We start from the raw sequence: 21,575 nt of genomic DNA on the forward strand, positions 1-21,575 counted from the left end.
CCATGACGAGCTTGATGACATCCCTTCGTCTGCTGACCTCGATGCTGGCGATGTCGCTTGCGATGGTTCCGGCGTGGGCACAAGAGTCCGCGCCGGTCCCCGCACTCACCCTAGAACTCAATGGTGCGCAACCTTCCGACAAGGGTTGCCGCCTGACGTTCGTGGTCAACAACAATCTCGGCGCCGACCTGTCCAAGGCTGCGTTCGAGATCGCCTTGTTCAACGAGGCAGGCGTCGTCGACCGGCTGACCGTGCTCGATTTCAAGGAATTGCCGGCGGGCAAGACCAAGGTGACGCGTTTCGATCTGGCCGGCACCGAGTGCTCGAAAGTCAGCCGCGTGCTGATCAACAGCGCGACCGAATGCACCGGTACCGGCGTCGAACCGAACGCCTGCATGCGCAAGCTGAAGACGGACACCAAGACCGGGATCGCTTTCGGAGTCTAAGGTGGGACTGCATCCCGCATTCCTGCAAAACAATGCGGCGTGGCCAGTTGCCGGCCACTGCCGACTGCCGCTGCGAGCGAACGATCTTGATTTGACAATTCTGCTCTTGTCGCTGCAGGTCTCGCGGCGAGACATGCAGGATATCAGTCCCCTCCCCGAAGCCAGCGCCGAGCTGGCGATAGAGCCAACCGAGCCGCTCGCGCTACCGCGGCCATCGGCCTGGAACCGCAAGTGGACGGCGGCGATCGTCGTCTCCTGCCTGCTCCATGCCGCGGTGGCAGCGGCCTTTCTGATCTCCCCTACGGGGACTTCCAGTTTCCAAGATGCCGAGCAGCCGGAAGGCAGTGAACAGTCGGGCACCAACGTGGTCGGCAGCGCGCTGGACAAGGACCCGACGGCAATAAACGTTGCACTGGTGCCGAACCCGCAACCCGCCAAACCACAGCCGGCAACGCCGCCCAAGCCAACGCCGCCAACAGAGCCTTCGCAACCCGCGAAGGACGCAGCAAAGCCGCTCAAGCCTTTGCCGGAACCTGCCAAACAGCAGACGGTGACGCCCGACATATTGGTGGCCGGCGCCCCTCGCCCCGATGACCAGAGCGTGGCTCCCAAGGCCGAAACGCCGGCGCAGCCGATCGTGCAGGCCGAGAGCGCCGAAGTGCCTGTCGCCGTTCCAGAGCAGCCACCGATCCCCAGCGCCAGGCCAACGTCGGCAGCTGCCCCTTCAAAGACGGCGGATGAGAAGCGCGGCACGGCGAATGGCGAGGACCGGTCGGCGCAAGCAGCCAGCAAGGGCAAAAGGCAAAAAGAGGCAGGCACGGCCGCGGAAGACAATTACCGCGGCGATGTTTTTAGAAAACTCGGCAGCGTCAATCGCACCCTCCCGCCTTCCCTACAGCTGGCGGCACGCAACAATGCGGTTGTCACATTCGTCATAGGCAGGAAGGGCAACATAAACGAGTTGCGCATCCTGGAGACCTCAGGGTCGGCGGCTTTCGATCAGGCGGCGCTTGGCATTGTCCGCAAGGCAGCCCCCTTCCCTCCAATTCCACCACAGGCAGCAAGCGCAAATTTGGAGTTCGAGACCGAAATCGGCCCATTTTGAATGTGCGCAGAACAAACGCTGCAGCCGCCAATCATCAACATCCGCACGAAAGGAACCGCCATGTACATCGCCATGAACCGCTTCAAGGTGCAGACCGGCTCGGAGAACGATTTCGAAGCCGTGTGGAAGAACCGCGATTCCAGCCTCGCTGAGATGAAGGGTTTTCGGGAATTCCACCTGCTGCGTGGCCCGGTCAACGAGACCGAAGGCTACACGCTGTTTGCGTCGCACACGGTGTGGGCGAGCCACGAGGATTTCATCGCCTGGACCAAGTCGGAGAATTTCCGCGCCGCCCATCGAAATGTCGGCACGACGAAGGTCCACTATCTCGGTCACCCCCAGTTCGAAGGTTTTTCGGTCGTCGAAGGCGCTTAAATACTGGCCGGGCTCAAGCTCCGGCCAGCAGGCTCGCATTGCCGCCGGCGGCGGTGGTGTCGACGCAGACAGCCCGTTCATGTGCATAGGCCGCCGGGTTCAGTACCTCGCTGACCAGCGGCACGATCGGGCCGGAGCGGTCGGCGATGACCTTGCGCACGATGCGTGCAGCCTCCGGCGTGCCCGAAAAGGCGACGACATCGACGCGCAGTGAGCGTGCTTCGACCGGATCCGGCCGACCATCGATGGCGGCCAGCGGCAAGCCCTTGCCGGTCAATGGGGAAAGGGCAGCCGGTGCGCCGGGCGCCACGGCCAGCACCGCATTGCCGGCGGCGAGCGCCTGGATCGTCTGCGCCAGCAGCGTATCGCCATCGGGACCGAGGCACAGCACCCGTCCGCGTGGCGAGAGCGAGAGCGTGTTGGCCTCGCCGGTCGGCCCGGGCAGGTCGATCTGGCCGAAATCGATGCCGGCGGCCGCACCTATGGCCGCAGCACCCTTGCCGCGCAGATGCTTCCTCAGAATGGCGATCCGGTCCGGACGCGTCGACCAGCCGCCAAGTGTGGGATCAGGCAGATTGTCGGCAAGCTCGGTCGCCGTGACCTTATGGCCATCCTGCAAATGGGTGCCAGCCTCCGGCCCTTTGCGGAACCGGCGGAGGTAGTGCGGGCCGCCGGCCTTCGGCCCGGTGCCTGAAAGCCCCTCGCCACCAAACGGCTGCGAGCCGACCACGGCGCCGATCTGGTTGCGGTTGACGTAGATGTTGCCGGCATGGATGCCGTCGACGAAATGCTGCACGCGGCCCTCGATACGGGTGTGCAGGCCGAAGGTCAGGCCATAGCCCTTGCGGTTGATGGCGGCGATGACCGCGTCGATTTCGTCGGCGTCGAACGTAGCGACATGCAGCACCGGCCCGAACACCTCGCGCTCCATGTCCTCGATGCCCTTGACGCGGAAAACATGCGGCGCAACGAAGCGACCTTCCTTCGGCGCTTCGAGCTTGGCAATCAGCCGGCCCTGCAAGCCCATTTTCGTGCAGTACTCGCGGATAGAGCTTTGCGCCTCGTCGTCGATGACAGGGCCGACATCGGTCGAAATCCGCCAGGGATCGCCGATGCTGAGCGCCTCCATGGCGCCCTTCAGCATCTCCAGCATTTTCTTCTCCACGTCCTTCTGCACATAGAGCACGCGCAGTGCCGAGCAACGCTGGCCGGCACTCTGGAATGCCGAGGCGAGGATGTCGCGCACCGCCTGTTCGGGCAGCGCGGTGGAATCAACGATCATGGCGTTGAGGCCGCCCGTCTCGGCGATCAGCATGGCGTTGGGCGCGGCCGTCTTGGCCAGTTGCTTCTCGATCAGCTTGGCGACCTCGGTCGAGCCGGTAAAGCAGACGCCGGCGATGCGCGGATCTGATGTAAGCGGCCCGCCGACCGACGGGCCGTCGCCAGGGAGCAACTGGATGACGTCTTCCGGCACACCGGCCTCGCGCAGCAGCTCGACAGCCCGGAAGGCGATCAGCGGCGTCTGCTCGGCCGGCTTGGCGATGACCGAATTGCCGGTGACAAGTGCGGCCGCGATCTGGCCGGTGAAGATGGCGAGCGGGAAATTCCACGGCGAAATGCACACGATGGCGCCGCGCGCTTGCGTGCCCGCCTCCGCATTGGCCGCCTCGGTGGCGTAGTAGCGCAGGAAGTCGACCGCCTCGCGCACTTCGGCGACGCCGTCGGCCAGCGATTTGCCGGCCTCGCGGGTGGCGAGTGCAAAGAACTCGACGGCTTTGGATTCATAGAGAACGGCGGCACGGTTGAGGATGGCAGCGCGCTCGGCGACGGAACGTTTTGCCCATGCCGGCTGCGCTTCCACCGCAAAGCGCACGGCGGTCGCGACTTGCTTGGCGGCGGCTTCGCTGACCGTACCGACCACTTCGGAAGGCTTTGCTGGGTTGACTATGGGACGCTGCTTGCCGTAGCCGGCGGCACGGGTGATCGGCTTGGCATGCCAACGATCCGGCCCAGCGAAGGCCACCCTGGCCTTGTCGATCGCCGCCAGCGTCACCGTGTCGGTGATGTCGAATCCTTTCGAATTGCGACGCCCGGCCCCAAAAATCTCGGAAGGCCGGGCAATCGCCGGATTGGTGGCCGGACCCTGGCTCTCGACCGTTTCGAGCGGATCGCGCGCAATGTCCTCCGGCTCGACGTCCTCGTCGGTCAGTTGGTGCACGAAGGAGGAATTGGCGCCGTTCTCCAGCAACCGGCGGACCAGATAGGCCAGCAGATCGGAATGCGCACCGACCGGCGCGTAGATGCGGCAGCGTGTGCCTTCGGACCGTCGCACCGTCTCGTGCAGCGCCTCGCCCATGCCGTGCAGGCGCTGGAACTCGAAGGAATCGCGATTATCCGCCATCGCCAAGATGGCGGCGACGGTGTGGGCATTGTGGGTGGCGAATTGCGGATAGATGCGGTCGGTCATCGATAGCAGCTTTTTCGCGCAAGCCATGTAGGAAACGTCGGTGTTGGTCTTGCGGGTGAAGACGGGATAGCCTGACAGTCCGAGCGTCTGCGCCCGCTTAATCTCGGTGTCCCAATAGGCACCCTTGACCAGCCGCACCATGATGTTGCGGTCGTATTTCCTGGCCAGCGCATAGAGCCAATCGATGGCGAAGGCCGCGCGTGGCCCATACGCTTGCACCACCACGCCGAAGCCGTTCCAGCCGGCGAGCTCCGGCTCGGCCAGCACCCGCTCGATGACGTCGAGCGACAGATCGAGGCGATCGGCCTCCTCGGCATCGATGTTGAGGCCCATACGCGAATGGCGCGCGGCAAGCGCCAGCGACAAGAGCCGCTCGGCCATCACAGGCAGCATCTCTTCCTTCTGCGCCACCTCGTAGCGAGGATGCAGCGCCGAAAGCTTGACCGAAATGCCGTGGTTCTGCCTGATGTCAGGACCGTTGGAGCCGGAATCGAGCGACGAAATCGCGTCGGCATAGGCCTTGTGATAGCGCAAGGCGTCGGCCTCGGTGCGGGCCGCCTCGCCCAGCATGTCGAAGGAATAGAGGTAGCCCTTCTGCGTCATCGGCCGGCCGCGCTTGACGGCTTCCGTGATGGTGCGGCCGAGCACGAACTGCTCGCCCATCTCGCGCATGGCGGCGGCCACCGCCTTGCGGATGACCGGCTCGCCCAACCGCCGCACCATCGAGCGCAGCGTGCCTTCGATGCCGCCCTCGCCCTCATCGAGGACGCGGCCGGTCAGCATCAGCGCCCAAGTCGAGGCGTTGACGAAGATGGAGCTCGAACCGCCCGAATGCGCCGACCAGTCGTGCGGCGCGATCTTGTCGGCGATGAGGTCGTCCATCGTTTCGGTATCGGGCACGCGCAACAGTGCCTCGGCCAGGCACATCAGCGCGACGCCTTCCTTGGTGGAGAGACCATAGGCCGAGAGGAAGACTTCCATCAGCCGGGGATCGGACGAACCGCGCACCGCCCGCACCAGATCGGCGGCGCGGGCCGAGATCGCCTTGCGGTCTTTCCCGGAGAGCGCCGTCGCGTCGGCAAGCCGCTTCACGGCCTCGTCTTCATCGGGCAGGTAGTTGGCGCGGATCTGCTGGCGGATGGCATCGAGCGCTGGCATGGCGGTCCCATGGATCGAGCAAAGGGATCGGGCCGGCGGTCACCGGACCGAATGGTGGAAGCTAGCACAGATGCGAATTTTCAATCGGTCCGAAGAAATCGACATTGCAGGTCATTCGATCTATCGTAGCAGCTCAAAACCGACATATGGACTGCATTTTCGATGACAGAAGACCAATTGGACCGCATCGACAGGAATATCCTGGCGGCGCTGGCAAGCGATGGCCGGCTTTCGATGTCAGAACTGGCGGCAAACGTCGGCCTGTCGAAAACGCCGGTGCAGGCGCGGGTGAAGCGGCTGGAGAAGGACGGCTACATCAGGGGCTACCAGGCGATCATCGACCGCGAGCGCATGGGCGAAGGCCATGTTGCATTCGTCCAGGTGAAATTGTCCGACACCAGGTCCGCCGCGCTCGATGCCTTCAACCGATCCGTGCAGGCCGTGCCGGAAATCGAGCAGTGCCACATGATGGCGTCGAGCTTCGACTATCTGCTGAAAGTCCGCACCAGGGACATCGCCGCCTACCGCCGCGTCCTCGGCGAACGCATCTCGGCCCTGCCCCACGTCGCCCAGACCTCGACCTTCGTGGCGATGGAGACAGTCAAGGATCGATGACCATGATCCCGAAAAGTGGAAGCCGGTTTTCGGACAAGATCATGGTCAAACGTAGAGCCCCATCCCGATACATCGGGATGGATCGGGCTCTAACTCACTCCGAAAGCGTCTTCAGGAAAGCCACCAGCGCCGCACGTTCACGATCCGACAGCCCCAGCGGATGAACTTCGGACGTACCCTCCACGCTGGGTGCAGCCTTGGCGTAGTGCGCCACGACCTCGTCGAGCGACGAAAACTGCCCGGCATGCATGTAGGGCGACCGCGTTGCCGCACCGCGCAGCGACGGCGTCTTGTAGGCGCGGATCAGTTGCGGGCCATCCTTGACCATGAAGCGCAACTCGCCGCAGGCGCTGGCGTCGCCATCGCGATAGGCGCCGAAACAGTTGAACGGGTCGGCTTCGACTTGGCGCACCGCATCGATGCGGCCGCGGTCCGGCGGCAGGCCCGCAATGGGTGGCACGCCGGTGTTGTGAAAGCTGTTGTCGGTGAAGCGCGGGCCGTTGTGACAGGTCACGCAATTGGCCTTGCCGATGAACAGTTTCAGCCCAAGGATTTCTTGCTTGGAAAAGACCGCATGGCCTTTCGGCTCAGCGCCGGTGACGAGATCCAGCGCAAAACGGTCGAAACGCGTCGGCGCCGGCTCGATCGAGCGTTCGAAGGCGGCGATCGCCTTGCCGATATTGGCAAAGACGCCGTCGATTGCGCTGCGCTGCGCGCCGCTCATCGCATTCCAGGCCGCCTTCTCGGCATCGTTTCCAAGCGGGCTGGCATTCGACGGCATGCCCGAAAGATCGGGCAGCGGCCCGAAGATGCGCTCATAGCGCTCGCCGAAGCGCGCCTTGATGTAATGCGCGTAGGCGGTGCGGTTTCCCGCCTGCTCCAGCGGGTTTTCGAGCGGCGTCAGCGCTTGCGCCCACAGGCTGTCGCGGCGGCCGTCCCAGAAGAACCAGGGATCGCGCGCGACGCCGGCCAGCGGCATGGTCCGCCGGCTGGTACGGCCGACGCCGACGGCTTGCGGCAGGTCGTCCTGGAACTGGCGGTCGATCTTGTGGCATGTCGAACAGGATATCGACCCGTCACCGCTCATGCCCTGGTCGAAGAACAGCGTCGAGCCGAGTGCGGCAGCCGCCGGCACGTCGGCAAAACGATCGGTGGTGTCGGGCTTGAGCGCCGGCAGCGACGACAGCGCCAGCGAGGCGATGGTCGTCTTCTCGGCGTCGGAAAAATCCGGCTTCGTGCAGCCGGTAAGGACAACGGCCACCATTAGCGCCAGAAAACGCGAACGCCGCCTCATGTCCTGCTCACAGCACCACGTTGAAGAGCACCGTATCGGAGCCTGCGGTGGCCGAGATGGCGAAATGCAGCTGCCACCAGCCGCTCATGGTGAATTTCACCCCTTCGATCCGGTAACGCCCGTCGCCGAGATAGTCGGTCGCTTGCGGGCTGGTCGGCAGGCCGTGACTGTGCAGCGGCATGCCGCCGGAGATCGCGATCGCCGCCCCTTCCACCGGAGCTCCAGCCTTTGTCTTCAGCGTCAGCAGCCAGGATTGCAGTTGGCCTAGCCGCACAACGCCTCGCTCCGGCGCGAAGCTTGCCACGAACAGCCCGTTGGCGGTGTTCTTCGTCCGAGAGACATCCGGGCCGGCGGGCCGCGCCGACCGCGGCGCCGTCAGGTAAACGACCGCGAGAATGCCGACCAGCAAGGCAGCCAGACCAAGACCTGCCAGAAGATAACGCCATATCGATGCCAAACCGGTTCCTCTTCTGCAGACAACGCTCTGCCGAACGGATCGCATCCCGCCAGCCTGTGGGAAAACGCTGTGGCGGAAAAAACCCTGCTTGCCAAGCATGGCGCTGCCGGTGGCAAAAAGCTACAGCACCGAGATCACTGGAGGATTGCAGATGGCGGGAAACGGCGTCGCCTCGATCGGCGAATGCATGCTCGAACTGTCGGGCCAGACGGGACCGAACTGGCGCATAGGCTTTGCCGGCGACACGTTCAACACGCTGTGGGCGCTGCATGCACTGAGCGCTGAGCGGCCGGCAACCTATGTCTCGGCCTTCGGCGACGATCCATTCTCGCAAGGCCAGATCGATTTCTTCGCTGAAAACGGCATCGGCATCGGCTCCAGCCCGCTCATAGCGGGCGCGCGGCCCGGCCTCTATGCCATCACGCTGACGGGAGCCGAACGTTCCTTCACCTATTGGCGTGGCGACGCCGCCGCGCGGCAGCTTGTCTCGGACCCGGCCGCATTATCGAAAAACCTGGAAAATCAGGCACTTGTCTATTTTTCCGGAATCACTTTGGCAATTCTGGACGAAGCCGCGCGCGCTGAGTTGCTGGCGGCCGTCGGCAAGGCGCGGGCGGCTGGTTCACTTGTCGCCTTCGACCCCAACTACCGGCCACGGCTCTGGCGCAATCGCGAGGACGCACAGGCAGCGATCATCGAAGCCCTTGCCGTCACCGACATCGCATTGCCGACCTTCCCCGACGAGCAGATGCTGTTCGGCGATCCAACACCGCAAGCCACAGCGAAGCGGCTCGGGCAACTCGTCGGCGAGGTCGTCGTCAAGAACGGCGAAGCACCGGCACTGATTGCCCAAGCAGGAACGCTGCGCGAAGTCCCGGCAATCCATGTCGCCGCTCCCGCCGATACGACGGGCGCCGGCGATTCCTTCAACGGCGGCTATCTTGCGGCTCGACTTGCCGGCCACGACCCGCTTGAAGCAGCACGCCGTGCGCATCGCGTCGCCGCCGCCGTGGTGCAGGTGCGCGGCGCGCTGGCGCCGTTCGAGACGCTGCGCGCGGCCTTCGCCGGCTAAAGTCTGTTGCGATTCAGGTCAGGCGGGCTTCACCTGAACATTGGCAGGCCTCAGGGCAGACGGAATCTGTATTCCGTCACGTGGTGGTAGATCGCGCCCGGCCACAGCGTCGCCTGCGGGAAATAAGGCCGGTTCGGCGCGTCCGGCCAAATCTGCGGCTCCAGGCAGAAGCCGCAAAAAGCCTTGTAGTCGCGGCCTTCCAACCCGGTGCGCGGCGTCACGTACTGGCCGGTATAGAGCTGGACGCCCGGCTCAGTGGTCCAGACCTCCATCTCGACACCGGAACTGGCGCCTTGCGCCCATGCCGCCTGCTTGAGCGGCCCGCGTGCCGAAGCGAGGCAGAAATTCTGGTCGTAGGGCAGCTGTTCGCCCTCGGTCTCCATGCGAAGCGGCCGCGCCTGGCGGAAATCGAACGGCGTGCCGTCAACCGGCTTGACCACGCCGGTCGGGATCATGTCGCCATCGACCGGCAGATAGGCGCCGGCATTCAACATCATCCTGTGGTCGAGAATGTCTCCGGCGCCGCCATCGTCCAGGTTGAAGTAGGAATGCTGGGTGAGATTGCACAGCGTCGGCTCCTCACAGGTGGCTGTCAGCTCGACGCTGAGCGTGCCGGGGATCTTCAACCGGTAGGTGCAGGTGACATCAAGCGCGCCGGGAAAACCCATCGCGCCCTCGGGATCGTGCAGGGTCAGCGTGACGAAATCCCTGCCATGCAGCGAAACCGTCCACGGCCGGTGGGAATAGCCCTGCGAGCCGCCATGCAGCGTGTGCCTGTCGAGGAAATTTTGCTCGGTCTGATAGCGATTGCCGGCGATGGTGAAACGGCCGTCGCGGATGCGGTTGGCATAGCGGCCGACGACCGCGCCGAAGAAGGCCGTGTCCGTCTCATAGCCTTCCAGTCGGTCATAGCCGAGCACCAGCGGTGCATCGTGCCCGGTGAGGCGCAGATCCTGGATGATCGCACCCAGACCGATGATGTTGGCTGTGATGCCGCCGCCCCTGATCGTGAAGCGACGCACCTGCTCGCCAGGCTGCGTCGTGCCGAAAACCTCGCCGTCCTTCATCGCCATGCCCGTAAATGCCAGTTGATCCAGAAGACTTCGGCTGGTTTTCCCATGAGAGATGGGCAGGCTATCGGCCTGCTCATCTCAAGGATAGCCTATCAGAGGCCGAGGCCGCCGATGCAGACATATTTGGTATCGAGGTAATCTTCGATGCCCTGATGTCCGCCTTCCTTGCCGAGGCCGGATTCCTTGACGCCGCCGAACGGTGCCTCCGGCGTGGTGATGAGGCCTTCGTTGACGCCGACCATGCCGTATTTCAGCCCTTCCATGACGCGAAAGGCGCGGCCGAGATCGCCTGTGTAGAAGTAGCAGGCGAGGCCGAATTCGGTGTCGTTGGCGAGCGCTATCGCTTCCTCTTCGGTCTCGAACTTGAACACCGGCGCCACCGGGCCAAAGATCTCTTCCTTCATGAAGCGCATCTTGGGCGTCGCATTGGCAATGACCGTCGGCTGGAAGAACGAACCGCCGAGCGCATGGCGCTTGCCGCCGGCAACGATCTTGCCGCCCTTGGATGTGGCGTCGGCGATCAGTTCTTCGACCTTCTCGACCGCCTTCTCGTCGATCAGCGGCCCCTGCTGCACGCCGTCCTCGAGGCCGGAGCCGACCTTCAGCCCGTTGCTGGCGGCAGCGAGCTTCTCGACGAACTTGTCATAGACACCAGCCTGGACAAGGAAGCGGTTGGTGCAGACGCAGGTCTGGCCGGAATTGCGATACTTGGCGGTGATCGCACCAGCGACCGCACGCTCGAGGTCGGCGTCATCGAAGACAATGAACGGCGCGTTGCCACCGAGCTCCATCGACACTTTCTTGACGGTGACCGACGACTTCTGGATGAGAAGCTTGCCGACTTCGGTCGATCCGGTGAAGGTGATCTTCGACACCAGCGGATTGGCGCAGATCTCGTCGCCGATCTCGCTTGCCGAACCGGTCAGGATGTTGACGACGCCCTTGGGGAAGCCGACCTCCGCTGCGAGCGCACCCCAGGCGAGGCCCGAATATGGCGTCTGCGAGGCCGGCTTGACCACTGCGGTGCAGCCGGCGGCGAGCGCCGGGCCGAGCTTGCGGGCCAGCATCGAGGACGGGAAATTCCACGGCGTGATGGCGGCGATGACGCCGACCGGTTCCTTGGTCACCAGGATACGGCGATCCGCCCACGGCGACGGCACCACGTCGCCATAGGTGCGGCGGCCTTCCTCGGCGAACCACAATATATAGGCCGCGGCGGAGCCGATCTCGCCCTTCGATTCGAACAGCGACTTGCCCTGTTCGATGGTCAGCAGTTCGGCCAGCACGTCCTGATTGTCCATCATCGCGTCATGCAGCTTGCGCAGCAGCTTCGAGCGCTCGAGCGCGGTCGTCTTGCGCCAGGTCTTGAAAGCTTCCGCGGCGGCTTCGATGGCGCGGCGGGTCTCGGCTTTGCCCGACTTCGGCACGGTGCCGATCTTGAGACCGGTGGCCGGGTTGTTGACGTCGACCGTCTGGCCGCTGTCGGCCTGCACCCATTCGCCGTTGATGAGATTGGCCTGCCGCATGAAATGGCTGGTTTTCTGAAGCATGGTCTATCCTCCGTTCGGCGCGCTGACGGGCCGGTCTGTGAAATCTTCGGTGAGCGTGCGCCATGGACTGAAGCCGGCACGCCGGAGCCACTGCTCTTTACCGAGGGCAAGGCCCGCAAGCAATCGCAAGATGGCATATAGGGGTTGGACCAGCCAGAGGCGAGAGCAGGCCGGACATATGCCGTGCCGATCGCTGGCCGCACTATCTGACTATCGACATATCCTATCCGAAAACGTGGAGCACCACCGTCAGCCAGAAGGCGGTTGTAACAACCGCGCTCGCCGTGGCGATTGTCATCTGGTTCGACGCCAGCGCCTGGCCGGTGTTGAACTGCACGGCGATGAGATAGGAATTGATGCCGGATGGTAGCGCCGCCACCACCACCGCCACTTTGGCCGTCAATGGCGGCAGGCCAAGCAGCCAGACCAGACCGAGAACCAGAGCCGGCATCAGGAACAATTTCAGCACCGAAAGCGCCAGAGCCGGCCGGACATTGCCGGAGATACCGAAGCGGCGCAGGCTGAGGCCCATGGCGAACAGCGCCACTGGCCCGGCAGTGTCAGCCAGCGCATCGACCAGCCGCGTGGCAAGGTTCGGCAGCGGCGCGCCGGTTAGGCGCCATGCCAGCCCGGCCAGGATGCCGATGATCAGGGGATTGGTGAACAGTCTTCTCAGAAAGCTCTGGATGATGCGCAGCGGGTGTACGGGCTCGCTGCCACCGCGGCCAAATATCTCGAACATGATGATCGACGCCATCATCATGGTCGGCAGATGCACGGAAACGAGCAGCGACAGCACTTCGAATCCGCTGGACCCGAATACGCCGAGAACGAAGGGAATGCCCAGCAACACCACATTCGAGAAGGACGACGACACTCCACCGACGATACCTGTGCGTGCGTCCCGCCCGAAGATTCGCGTCGTCACCAGATGGCCGGCAGCCCATGTCATTGCAACCGCGGTGAAGTAAGCGCCCCACAGCGACCATGGCGCCACGCCATGGAAATCGGAATTCACCATCGTCCGAAACAGCAGCAGCGGCATCGCCACGTTGATGGCGAATTCGGAGATGCCGTCCCCGCTGGCCGGCTTTAGATAGCCGGTGAGCCCGGTGAGATAGCCGAGCGCGACGAGGCTGAAGACGAAAAGAACGGTTTCGGTGAGCGGCGACATTTTTCAGGGATAGGCGAGCCACGGCCGCGGCGCAATCGCGCCCGAATTTGATCATGCCCTAATTTGATCATGGCCAAATTTGATCATGGTCCATTGGCAGCGTTATAGAGGGCTTGGATCATCAGGGCGGATGCGAACGACAAATGACCTTTGTCGAAACCTCGAAGCTTAATCTTTTGCGGCGGGCATGGCTGACGGCTTTCATCGCCGCACTGCTTTGCCTTGCCGCGACCGCGCTTGCAGTTGCCGAGACAAAAAGCCTTAAGGGCGTGGCGCTGATCATCGGCCAGTCGAATTACCTGCACATCGCCGCCCTGCCCAACCCCGCCAACGACGCCCGCGACATGGCCAAGATGCTGACCGACCTTGGCTTCGACGCCCGCAGCGTCACCGACCGCGACGCCACCAAGCTGAAGCGCGACCTGGAGCGGTTCACCGAAGATGCCGACGGCGCCGATGTCGCCTTCATCTACTACTCCGGTCATGGCATCGAGGCCGGCGGCGAAAACTATCTGGTTCCGGTCGATGCCGACGTCCCGTCGCTGAAGGATGCCGGCACCAGCCTTGTGCCGATATCCGCCGTCATGGAGGCATTGAAAAAGACAGTGCCGGTGACGATCATGCTGCTCGACGCCTGCCGCACCAATCCATTCCCCGCCGATGCCATGGTCCGGCGCTCACCGACCGCTTCCGCCTCGCCCATCGGCGCCGGCGGCTTGGAGCCGGTGCGCGGCGCGAAGGCGCTCGGCAATGCGCCGGCGGCCGACGCGAGCCTGGGTACGGTGGTCGGCTTTGCCGCAGAACCGGGTCGTCCGGCGCTCGATGGCGCCGCCGGCGAAAACAGCCCTTATGCATCCGCCCTGCTGCGCCACCTCGCGGCGATGGAGGGCACCGAGTTCGGCTCGGTCATGCGCATGGTAACCGAGGAAGTCTATCTCGACACAAAGGCAAAACAGCGCCCTTGGGTCAATGAAAGCCTGCGCCGGCTGCTCTATTTCGGCGTCGCGCCAGCGGAGCCGACCGGCGACGACGGACTGATCACAGGCGAGAGGCGCCAGCTCCTGCTGACGATTTCCGACCTGCCCGACCCGAAACGGGCGCAGGTGGAACTGGCCTCGCTGCAGGAAGGCGTGCCGCTCGATGCGCTTTATGGCGTGCTGAAAGCGCTCGGCACGGAAAAGATCCCGGAAGATCCGACCGACCTGCAAAAGGTGCTCGACGCCCAGGCCGAGCGCCTGAGGAAGATGATGTCCGAGCGTGCAGCGCTTCGCACCGACGATCCGGAGATCAAACGGCTTGTCGGCTCCGCCGACAAGGCGATCGGCCAGGGCGCCATCGTGACGGCGCGTAAATTCCTCGACGATGCCGTCGGCCGGATCGAACAGACCAACGACGCGGTCGATGAAGCCGAGGATCTCGTCAAGCAGAAGCGTCTTGCCGATGCCGCGATCTATGCCAGGCGCGCCGATGCTTCGGGGCTGGTCTTCGATTACAAATCCGCTGCCGGCGACTATGCCAAGGCGTTTTCGCTGGCCGGAAAATGGGACGACAAGCTGCGCTGGAACTACAAGAACCAGGAAGCCGAGGCGCTCAACGCCTACGGCTACGCCACCGGCGACCTCGATGCGCTGCAGCACTCCATTGAGGCCTATCGCACCATCCTGAACTTCATCCCCAATGGCGAACAGAATCGCGACTGGGCCATCACCCGCAACAACATGGCGGTGGTCCTGCAGACCATCGGCGAGCGCGAGACGGAGACCGCGCGCCTTGAGGAGGCAGCCCGGATCTTTCGCGATTCGCTTGCCGTGTTCGAGCGCGAGAAGGACGATCTCAACTGGGCCGCAGCGCAGAACAATCTGGCCAATGTGCTGTTGAAGATCGGCGAACGCGAGAGCGACCCGAAACGCCTGAACGAGGCGGTGGTGGCGATGCGCGCCACACTCGAAAAACGCCCGCGCGACAAGGTCCCGCGCGACTGGGCCGCTTCGCAGAACAATCTCGGCCTGGCACTCTATGCGCTTTCCGAGCGCGAGGCCGCCGGCGAACATCTGACGCAAGCCGAGGCGGCCTACCGGCTGGCACTTGAGGAATACACACGCGAAAAGGCGCCGGTTGAATGGGCCATGGTCGAGAACAATCTCGGCAACACGCTGGTGTCGCTCGGCATTCAGCTCAACGACAAGGCGAAGATAAACGAGGCGGCCAACGCGTTCCGTGCCGCGCTTGAAGTGCGAACCCGTGAAACCTTCCCCGTCTCATGGGCGACCAGCAGGCTCAACCTCGGCAACGCGCTGAGCGGTGTCGCCCGTTTCGATATGGGCACCGGCGCGCTTGAAGAGGCCGCGGCCGCCTATGATGATGCACTGACGGTCTTTACCCGGCAGCGTTTCCCGATGGACTGGGCGTCGGCGCAGAACAATCTCGGTTCGATCTACCAGACGCTTGGCCAGCGCACCCGCGACGCGGCCAAGCTGGAGCAGTCGGCCGCGGCCTTCCGGGCGGCCCGGCAGGTCTATGTCAGACGGAAATTCCCTCTCGACTGGGCAATGAGCCACTACAATCTCGGCAACACGCTGCAGCTCCTCGGCGGCGTCACCGACAAGCCGGAACATTATGGTGAAGCCATTGCCGCCTACCGCGATGCGTTGCGCGAGTACAAGCGCGAGACGAACCCCCGCCAATGGGCGCTGGCCCAGGCCGGCCTCGGCTCGACGCTGCACTGGCTGAGCATGAGCAATGCCGACTCCAGGACGCTGCTTGAGTCCATAGCGGCCCGCCGAGCAGCCCTCGAAGTACTCACCGTCGACGCGGCACCAGTCGACTGGGCCAACGCCCAGAACGGCATCGGCATGAGCCTGCTCAACCTCGGCAATCTCGAACGCACCGGCAAATACCTCGGTGATGCCGAGGCCGCCTTCGCGGCCACGCTGAAGGTATTCACCAGGGAAAGCCTGCCCATGCAATGGGCCTTCGCGCAGAACAATCTCGGTGACGTCAGCTGGAACCGAGCCAGCTATGGCGGGGGCAAGGCCGAATATCAAAAGGCGATCGAATTCTTCGAGAACGCCAAGCAGGGCTTTACCGAAGCCGGCTACACAATCCCCATCCCGCTCACCGACCAGAAGATCGATCTGGTGAAGAAGCAGATGGCGAAGAAGTAGGTCTACGCATCCCGCCGACCGCGCCTTGTCTTTCGGCTGGCTTTACCGTCCCTATATGTCCCGTCACCGGAACCCATTGCCGGGAACCGGAGAAGGATAGCGGATGATTCGATTTGCCTTGGCGTTGTTCCTGTTTCTTATTCCCGGCGTGGCCCACGCCACGGATGCAGGCTGGGCGCTGCTGCGCGATGGCGGACATGTCGTGCTGCTGCGCCATGCCATGGTCACCGGCACCACCGACCCGGCCAATTTCGACATCGACAGTTGCGCCACCCAGATGAACCTGTCGGCCCGTGGCAAGCAACAGGCGAGCAAGATCGGCGCTCTGTTTGCCGCCCGTGCGGCACCGATCGAGCGCGTGTTGTCCAGCCGCTATTGCCGCTGCCTCGATACTGCCCGCATCGCCTTCGAGGCCGAGCCGGAGCTGTTTGCTCCGCTCGATCTCCTGAAGGGCGACGAGGCGCAGAAAGCCGCGCAGATCGCGGCGATCCTGAAAGAAATCCGCGCCTATTCCGGCTCCGACAATCTGGTCATGGTCACCCATCTGGAAGACATCGTGGCGCTGACCGGCATCTCGCCGCGCGAAGGCGAGGCCGTGGTCGTGGAGCCGCAGGGCGATAGCCTGCGCGTGCTCGGCCGCGTCACCTTCTGAGCTCCCTGCGCGCGATCGCTGACGTCGAAAGCGGTGTTGCCGAAATGCCACCGCCGCAAGAAGCCGCAAATCCGCCACGACAATGCCGCTTGCGACAACCCGTCGCAGGGGCTATAGGCGCGCTCCCGGTCACGAGAACCGAAGCGAGCACAACGGTTGGAGCTTTCGCCTCCGCCCGTGCAGGCGGCTTTGCCGCCCTGTATACGGCGCCGCTTTGGGGATTGGGATCGCGGATGTAGCTCAGCGGGAGAGCGCCGGATTTGGGTCCGGAGGTCGGGGGTTCAATTCCCTTCATCTGCACCACGGATAGCTCAGTTTGGTTAGAGCATCAGATTGTTAATCTGACTGTCGAAGGTTCGATTCCTTCTCCATTGGCCTGAAAAGCCATCCGAAAAACGGTCAGGGGACTGGAATGCGAAAGACTGAACGGATGGCCCAAGCCCTCGGGCGCGGATCATCCCAAGCGTCTTTCGCCATCGGCTCGCGGCCAGGCCCGCGGTGACGATCAAGGCGCAGTGTCGCCGGCAAAGGAAGCTCGGCCTCCGGCGCCCGCTTCGCTGCCCCGCGATCCGCTCCCGAAGGCCCGCCACGGATTGATGCCACCAGTCCCCGGATCATTCGTGCCCGGACGATGACGCAAGACGACGATGTGAAACGAGAAACGAAAGGAACGATCGACGCATGACTTGACGCCTCGCATGTGGCCATGCCCGACAGGAGTGAAACAATGACAATTCTCGACAAGGTTCTTGGACGCGAGCGCGTCCTCGTAAAGGAAAACGAACGTGCCCTCACCCTCCACAAGGGTGAGATCAAGACTGTCCTGCTGCCGGGCGAACATTGGCTCGCCAACCGGCGCGGCAGCCTTGAAGTGTCCCGGCACGATCTGAAGAACCCGGAATTCGTTTCGGCATACGAGAAGGCGTTGTTCGACAAGCTCCCGGATGTGGCCGCGCGTCATTTCACCGTCGTTCGCACCGGGCGCACGGATGTCGCCATCATCGAGCGTGACGGCAATCTGCACGCCGTTCTGGCGCCGGACCGCAAGCTCGTGCTGTGGACGGATGCCGGTCCGTGGAAGGTGACGCTGATCGACACATCGGTCGATCTCGCCATCGATGCGGCGGTCATGCGCCGGCTCGGCCAGGCCCGGAAGGCGGAATTGATGTCCGTCCACCCGGTCGTCGACGGTCAGGCCGGACTGCTGTTCATCGACGGTGTCCTGGTCAGGACGCTGACGGCGGGCGTGCATGGCTTCTGGAACGTCGGACGCATGGTGCAGATCAAGGTCGTCGACCTCAAGCGCCAGTCGCTCGACGTTGCCGGGCAGGAAGTGCTGACCAAGGATCGCGTGACGATCCGCGTCAACATCGCAGCCGAATACCGGGTCGTCGATCCTGTCAAGGCGGTGAGCATGGTGAAGGACTTCTCCGAAGCCCTTTACCGCGCCCTGCAGTACGCCTTCCGCAAGACCCTTGGCGCGCTGACACTCGATCAGATCCTTGAAAAGAAGGTGACGATCGACGAAGAAGCCGCTGGCAAGGTCCGCGCTGATATGGCCGAGATCGGGGTGGAGGTCAGCGATATCGCCCTCAAGGATGTCATCCTGCCGGGCGAGATGCGCGAGATCCTCAACCAGGTGGTGTCGGCCGAAAAGCAGGCCGAGGCCAACATCATCCGTCGCCGCGAGGAGACGAACGCGACGCGTTCCCTCCTCAACACGGCCAGGGTGATGGCGGAAAACCCGGTGATGCTGCGGTTGAAGGAGCTTGAGGCTCTGGAAACCATCGCCGGCAAGGTCGAGCGGCTGACCGTCCACAACGGAACGGGCGGGCTGCTGAACGATCTGGTCAAGCTCCGCGACAGCTGATGCATGTCGCCCAAAGTGGTTCCGGTTTGGGAAAACGGCATGCCTCGAAACAAAGGCTGACGTAGCGTCAACAAGAAGGGCCGCCGGGTAAACCGGCGGCCTTCTTGCGTTTTCCAGACACCCTACCCATCTGCGCCCGGCGTATCAGCCCTTTTCCTGCCGGGAAAAACCGATTAGACAGCGCCCAAACAAGATGCGGACAGATTCCGCCCGCAACCGAAGGAAAAGCCCTTGTCCACCACGTTCGACAAAGTCGCCAAGATCATTGCCGACACCAGCGAGATCGATATCGAAACCATCACGCCCGAGAGCCACACGATCGACGATCTCGGCATCGACAGCCTCGATTTCCTCGACATCGTCTTCGCCATCGACAAGGAATTCGGCATCAAGGTGCCGCTGGAAAAATGGACCCAGGAAGTCAATGACGGCAAGGCTTCGACCGACGATTACTTCGTCATGAAGAACCTGTGCGCCAAGATCGACGCACTGGTTGCCGCCAAGACCGCCTGACTTCGGTTGAGCGCGTGATCTTGACGCGCCCTGCCGCCTGACCCACAAAGCCGCTCATGAGCAGCCCCCGCGACGTCGTCATCACTGGTATCGGCCTTGTCTCCTCGCTGGGGGAAGGTCCGGACGCCCATTGGCAGAAGCTCGCGCAGCCGGGCCTGGAACCGGTGCTCGAAGCGGCGCGCTTTGCACCCTATACCGTCCATCCATTGCCGGAGATCGACTGGAACCTGCAGATCGCCAAACGCGGCGATCAGCGCCAGATGGAAACCTGGCAGAGGCTCGGCACCTATGCCGCAGGCCTGGCGCTGGACGACGCCGGCATCAAAGGCAATGACGAACTCTGCACGACCATGGACATGGTCGTGGCCGCAGGCGGCGGCGAACGCGACGAGGCAGTCGATGCCGCCATTCTCGCCGCTTCGGAAAACCGCAACGACCGCGATGTGCTGCTCAACGAGAAATTGACCACCGAATTGCGGCCGACATTGTTCCTGGCCCAGCTTTCCAATCTGCTCGCCGGCAACATCTCCATCGTCCACAAGGTGACGGGCTCATCCAGAACCTTCATGGGCGAGGAAGGTGCCGGTGTCGCCGCCGTCGAGACAGCAGCCGCGCGCATCCGCTCCGGCCAGTCGACGCACATCCTGGTTGGCGGCGCCTTCCAGACCGAACATTCCGACATGCTGCTCGGCTATGAACTCGCCGGCTATTTGCATCGCGGCCCGTGGAGGCCGGTCTGGCAAAGACAGGGGGCTGAGGGCGGCGGCGTCGTGACTGGATCCGGCGGTGCCTTCCTGGTGCTGGAGCAGCGCGAACACGCGATGAGCCGCGGCCGCAAGATCTATGCCGAGCTTGGGCCGGTCGTCTCCGGCCGCGCCAGGCGCCCACGGGGAGAACTCGACGCCGAGATCGCCGCACTGCTCAAGCAGGCTGCAATGCCGAACGGCAAATTGCTGGCCCTGTCGGGCGCGTCGGGCGCCCATACGGCAACCATCGCCGAGAAAGCCGCGCTCGACGCCAATCCGGCGATTGCCGCGCGCGGTTTCTCGACGCTGACCGGACACATGAAGGAAGCACAGTTTCCCTTCGCTGTGGCACTGGCGGCGCTGGCCGTCGATCGCAAGGCCGCCTACCCTGTTTTTGATGCCGCAGCCGAGAAGCCGTTCGAAGGGGTTCCCGCAACCGTCCTTGCAACGGCGATCGGCTATCACCAATTCGAGGGCATGGCGCTCGTCAACGCCGCCTGAGGCGGTGGTCCACGATCCATGCCGCAACGATAGACGATCGAGGGCTACCGCATGGCCAATTTGAACGATCATATGGGCAGGCCGATCGTTGCCGTCACCGGCATCGGCGTGGTGACCTCGCTTGGCGTCGGCAAGGCCGATAATTGGGCGGCGCTGACCTCGGGCAAGTCGGGCATCCACCCGATTACCCGTTTTCCGGTCGATCATCTCAACACCCGCATCTCCGGCATGGTCGACTTCCTGCCATCGAGCTCGAAGGGCTCCAGCCACCTCACCTATGAACTGGCGGAAACCGCCGCGCGTGAGGCCGTGGCCGAATCCGGCCTCGATTCCGGTGATTTCGGTGGTCCTCTCTTCCTCGCTTCACCGCCGGTCGAACTCGACTGGCACGACCGCTTCGCGCTCTACAATTCCAACAAACTGGACTCCGGCGGCGAACGGCTGCTGCGGGTGGCGCGCGGATTGAAGGAACTAGACATTTTCGAGACCACGCAGTTCGGCTCGATCGCCGACCGGCTTGCCGACCGTTTCGGCACACGCGGGCTGCCGATCACGCTGTCGACCGCTTGCGCTTCCGGCGCCACCGCCATCCAGCTCGGTGTCGAGGCGATCCGCCGCGGCGAATGCGACCGGGCGCTGTCGATCGGCGCCGACGGTTCGGCAACCGCCGAGGCGCTGATCCGCTTCTCGCTGCTGTCGGCGCTGTCGACCCACAACGACATTCCCGAAAAGGCGTCAAAACCCTTCTCCAAGGAGCGCGACGGCTTTGTGCTGGCCGAGGGCTCCGGCGCTCTCGTGCTGGAATCGCTGGAAGCCGCGATGGCGCGCGGCGCCACGATTCTTGGCATCCTGCGCGGCTGCGGCGAAAAGGCGGACGATTTCCACCGCACCCGCTCGAAGCCGGACGCTTCGCCGGCGATCGCGGCGGTCCGTGCTGTGCTTGCCGATGCCGGCTTGAGCGAAGACGAGGTCGACTACGTGAACGCTCACGGCACTTCGACGCCCGAAAACGACAAGATGGAGCATCTGTCGCTGTCGACCGTGTTCGGCGAGCGGATCGGCTCGATGCCGGTCTCGTCGAACAAATCGATGATCGGCCACACGCTGTCGGCGGCGGGCGCCGTCGAGGCGGCGTTCTCCCTGATGACGATGCGCGAAAGCGTCATTCCGCCGACCATCAACTATGACAATCCCGACCCCGCGATCGTGCTCGACGTGGTGCCGAACAAGAAGCGCAATGCCGAGGTCCGCACCGTTCTGTCGAACTCCTTCGGCTTCGGCGGCCAGAACACTTGCCTTGTCATGGCGCGGGAACCGGTCTAAGCGACCTTTTTCAGCCAGAC

The 21,575-nt window shown here is 63.7% G+C and carries 17 protein-coding genes and 2 tRNA genes; 13 read left to right on the top strand and 6 right to left on the bottom strand.

Features of this window, described 5'->3' with window-relative positions; all coding sequences use genetic code 11:
* Positions 1-2 precede the first annotated feature (2 nt).
* The 3 genes from NKI69_RS03285 to hmuQ all read left to right on the top strand — a co-directional run bounded on the left by NKI69_RS03285 (position 3) and on the right by hmuQ (position 1,926).
* Positions 3-446, top strand: coding sequence for a hypothetical protein (locus NKI69_RS03285; protein WP_023812248.1), 444 nt, complete (start codon positions 3-5; stop codon positions 444-446).
* A gap of 91 nt (positions 447-537) precedes the next feature.
* Positions 538-1,551 carry a TonB family protein gene (locus tag NKI69_RS03290; protein ID WP_348625595.1) on the top strand — a complete coding sequence of 338 codons (1,014 nt, stop codon included), beginning with the start codon at positions 538-540 and terminating at the stop codon, positions 1,549-1,551.
* Positions 1,552-1,611: 60 nt separating this feature from the next.
* The gene (gene hmuQ, locus NKI69_RS03295; protein WP_023812250.1) at positions 1,612-1,926 is read left to right on the top strand and encodes a heme-degrading protein HmuQ; all 315 of its coding nucleotides are present in this window, start codon (positions 1,612-1,614) and stop codon (positions 1,924-1,926) included.
* Between the two features lie 13 nt (positions 1,927-1,939).
* Here hmuQ and putA read toward each other — a convergent pair whose 3' ends face one another.
* The gene (putA, locus tag NKI69_RS03300) at positions 1,940-5,551 is read right to left on the bottom strand and encodes a bifunctional proline dehydrogenase/L-glutamate gamma-semialdehyde dehydrogenase PutA (RefSeq protein ID WP_023812251.1); all 3,612 of its coding nucleotides are present in this window, start codon (positions 5,549-5,551) and stop codon (positions 1,940-1,942) included.
* A 162-nt stretch (positions 5,552-5,713) separates the two neighbouring features.
* Between putA and NKI69_RS03305 the strand changes: the two genes are divergently transcribed.
* The gene (locus NKI69_RS03305) at positions 5,714-6,166 is read left to right on the top strand and encodes an Lrp/AsnC family transcriptional regulator (RefSeq protein ID WP_023812252.1); all 453 of its coding nucleotides are present in this window, start codon (positions 5,714-5,716) and stop codon (positions 6,164-6,166) included.
* Between the two features lie 94 nt (positions 6,167-6,260).
* Here the strand turns inward: NKI69_RS03305 and NKI69_RS03310 are convergent, their stop codons facing one another.
* On the bottom strand, positions 6,261-7,460 hold the full coding sequence (locus NKI69_RS03310; RefSeq protein WP_352720046.1) for a cytochrome-c peroxidase: 1,200 nt from the start codon (positions 7,458-7,460) through the stop codon (positions 6,261-6,263).
* 7 nt (positions 7,461-7,467) lie between these two features.
* On the bottom strand, positions 7,468-7,917 hold the full coding sequence (locus NKI69_RS03315) for a FixH family protein (protein WP_023812254.1): 450 nt from the start codon (positions 7,915-7,917) through the stop codon (positions 7,468-7,470).
* Between the two features lie 151 nt (positions 7,918-8,068).
* Between NKI69_RS03315 and NKI69_RS03320 the strand changes: the two genes are divergently transcribed.
* Positions 8,069-8,989, top strand: a complete 921-nt coding sequence (locus tag NKI69_RS03320) for a sugar kinase (RefSeq protein WP_352720120.1) — start codon at positions 8,069-8,071, stop codon at positions 8,987-8,989.
* A 50-nt stretch (positions 8,990-9,039) separates the two neighbouring features.
* Here NKI69_RS03320 and NKI69_RS03325 read toward each other — a convergent pair whose 3' ends face one another.
* From NKI69_RS03325 to NKI69_RS03335, 3 genes are all read right to left on the bottom strand, one after another.
* On the bottom strand, positions 9,040-10,062 hold the full coding sequence (locus NKI69_RS03325) for an aldose epimerase family protein (RefSeq protein WP_352720048.1): 1,023 nt from the start codon (positions 10,060-10,062) through the stop codon (positions 9,040-9,042).
* 92 nt (positions 10,063-10,154) lie between these two features.
* Complete coding sequence (locus NKI69_RS03330; RefSeq protein ID WP_352720050.1) at positions 10,155-11,612, bottom strand: NAD-dependent succinate-semialdehyde dehydrogenase; 1,458 nt, start codon at positions 11,610-11,612, stop codon at positions 10,155-10,157.
* 223 nt (positions 11,613-11,835) lie between these two features.
* Positions 11,836-12,786: an AEC family transporter gene (locus tag NKI69_RS03335; RefSeq protein ID WP_128303984.1), complete on the bottom strand. Its 951-nt coding sequence runs from the start codon at positions 12,784-12,786 to the stop codon at positions 11,836-11,838.
* Between the two features lie 143 nt (positions 12,787-12,929).
* Here NKI69_RS03335 and NKI69_RS03340 point away from each other — a divergent pair, with 143 nt between their 5' ends.
* From NKI69_RS03340 to NKI69_RS03375, 8 genes are all read left to right on the top strand, one after another.
* Entirely contained in the window at positions 12,930-15,950 is a 3,021-nt protein-coding gene (locus NKI69_RS03340) for a caspase family protein (protein WP_352720053.1), read from the top strand.
* Between the two features lie 103 nt (positions 15,951-16,053).
* A complete protein-coding gene (locus tag NKI69_RS03345; RefSeq protein WP_023812259.1) occupies positions 16,054-16,602 on the top strand; it encodes a histidine phosphatase family protein in 549 nt (182 codons plus the stop codon).
* A gap of 229 nt (positions 16,603-16,831) precedes the next feature.
* Positions 16,832-16,905: transfer RNA gene (locus NKI69_RS03350), tRNA-OTHER, on the top strand.
* 2 nt (positions 16,906-16,907) lie between these two features.
* Positions 16,908-16,977, top strand: a tRNA-Asn gene (locus NKI69_RS03355).
* 352 nt (positions 16,978-17,329) lie between these two features.
* A complete protein-coding gene (locus NKI69_RS03360; protein ID WP_023812260.1) occupies positions 17,330-18,472 on the top strand; it encodes a slipin family protein in 1,143 nt (380 codons plus the stop codon).
* Positions 18,473-18,703: 231 nt separating this feature from the next.
* On the top strand, positions 18,704-18,985 hold the full coding sequence (locus NKI69_RS03365) for an acyl carrier protein (protein WP_006203389.1): 282 nt from the start codon (positions 18,704-18,706) through the stop codon (positions 18,983-18,985).
* A gap of 56 nt (positions 18,986-19,041) precedes the next feature.
* Positions 19,042-20,232, top strand: coding sequence for a beta-ketoacyl-ACP synthase (locus NKI69_RS03370; RefSeq protein WP_023812262.1), 1,191 nt, complete (start codon positions 19,042-19,044; stop codon positions 20,230-20,232).
* Between the two features lie 51 nt (positions 20,233-20,283).
* Positions 20,284-21,555, top strand: a complete 1,272-nt coding sequence (locus tag NKI69_RS03375) for a beta-ketoacyl-ACP synthase (RefSeq protein ID WP_352720055.1) — start codon at positions 20,284-20,286, stop codon at positions 21,553-21,555.
* The last annotated feature ends 20 nt before the right edge of the window (positions 21,556-21,575 follow it).

It is taken from the genome of Mesorhizobium sp. M0491 (genome assembly GCF_040321265.1).
Lineage (GTDB): Bacteria > Pseudomonadota > Alphaproteobacteria > Rhizobiales > Rhizobiaceae > Mesorhizobium.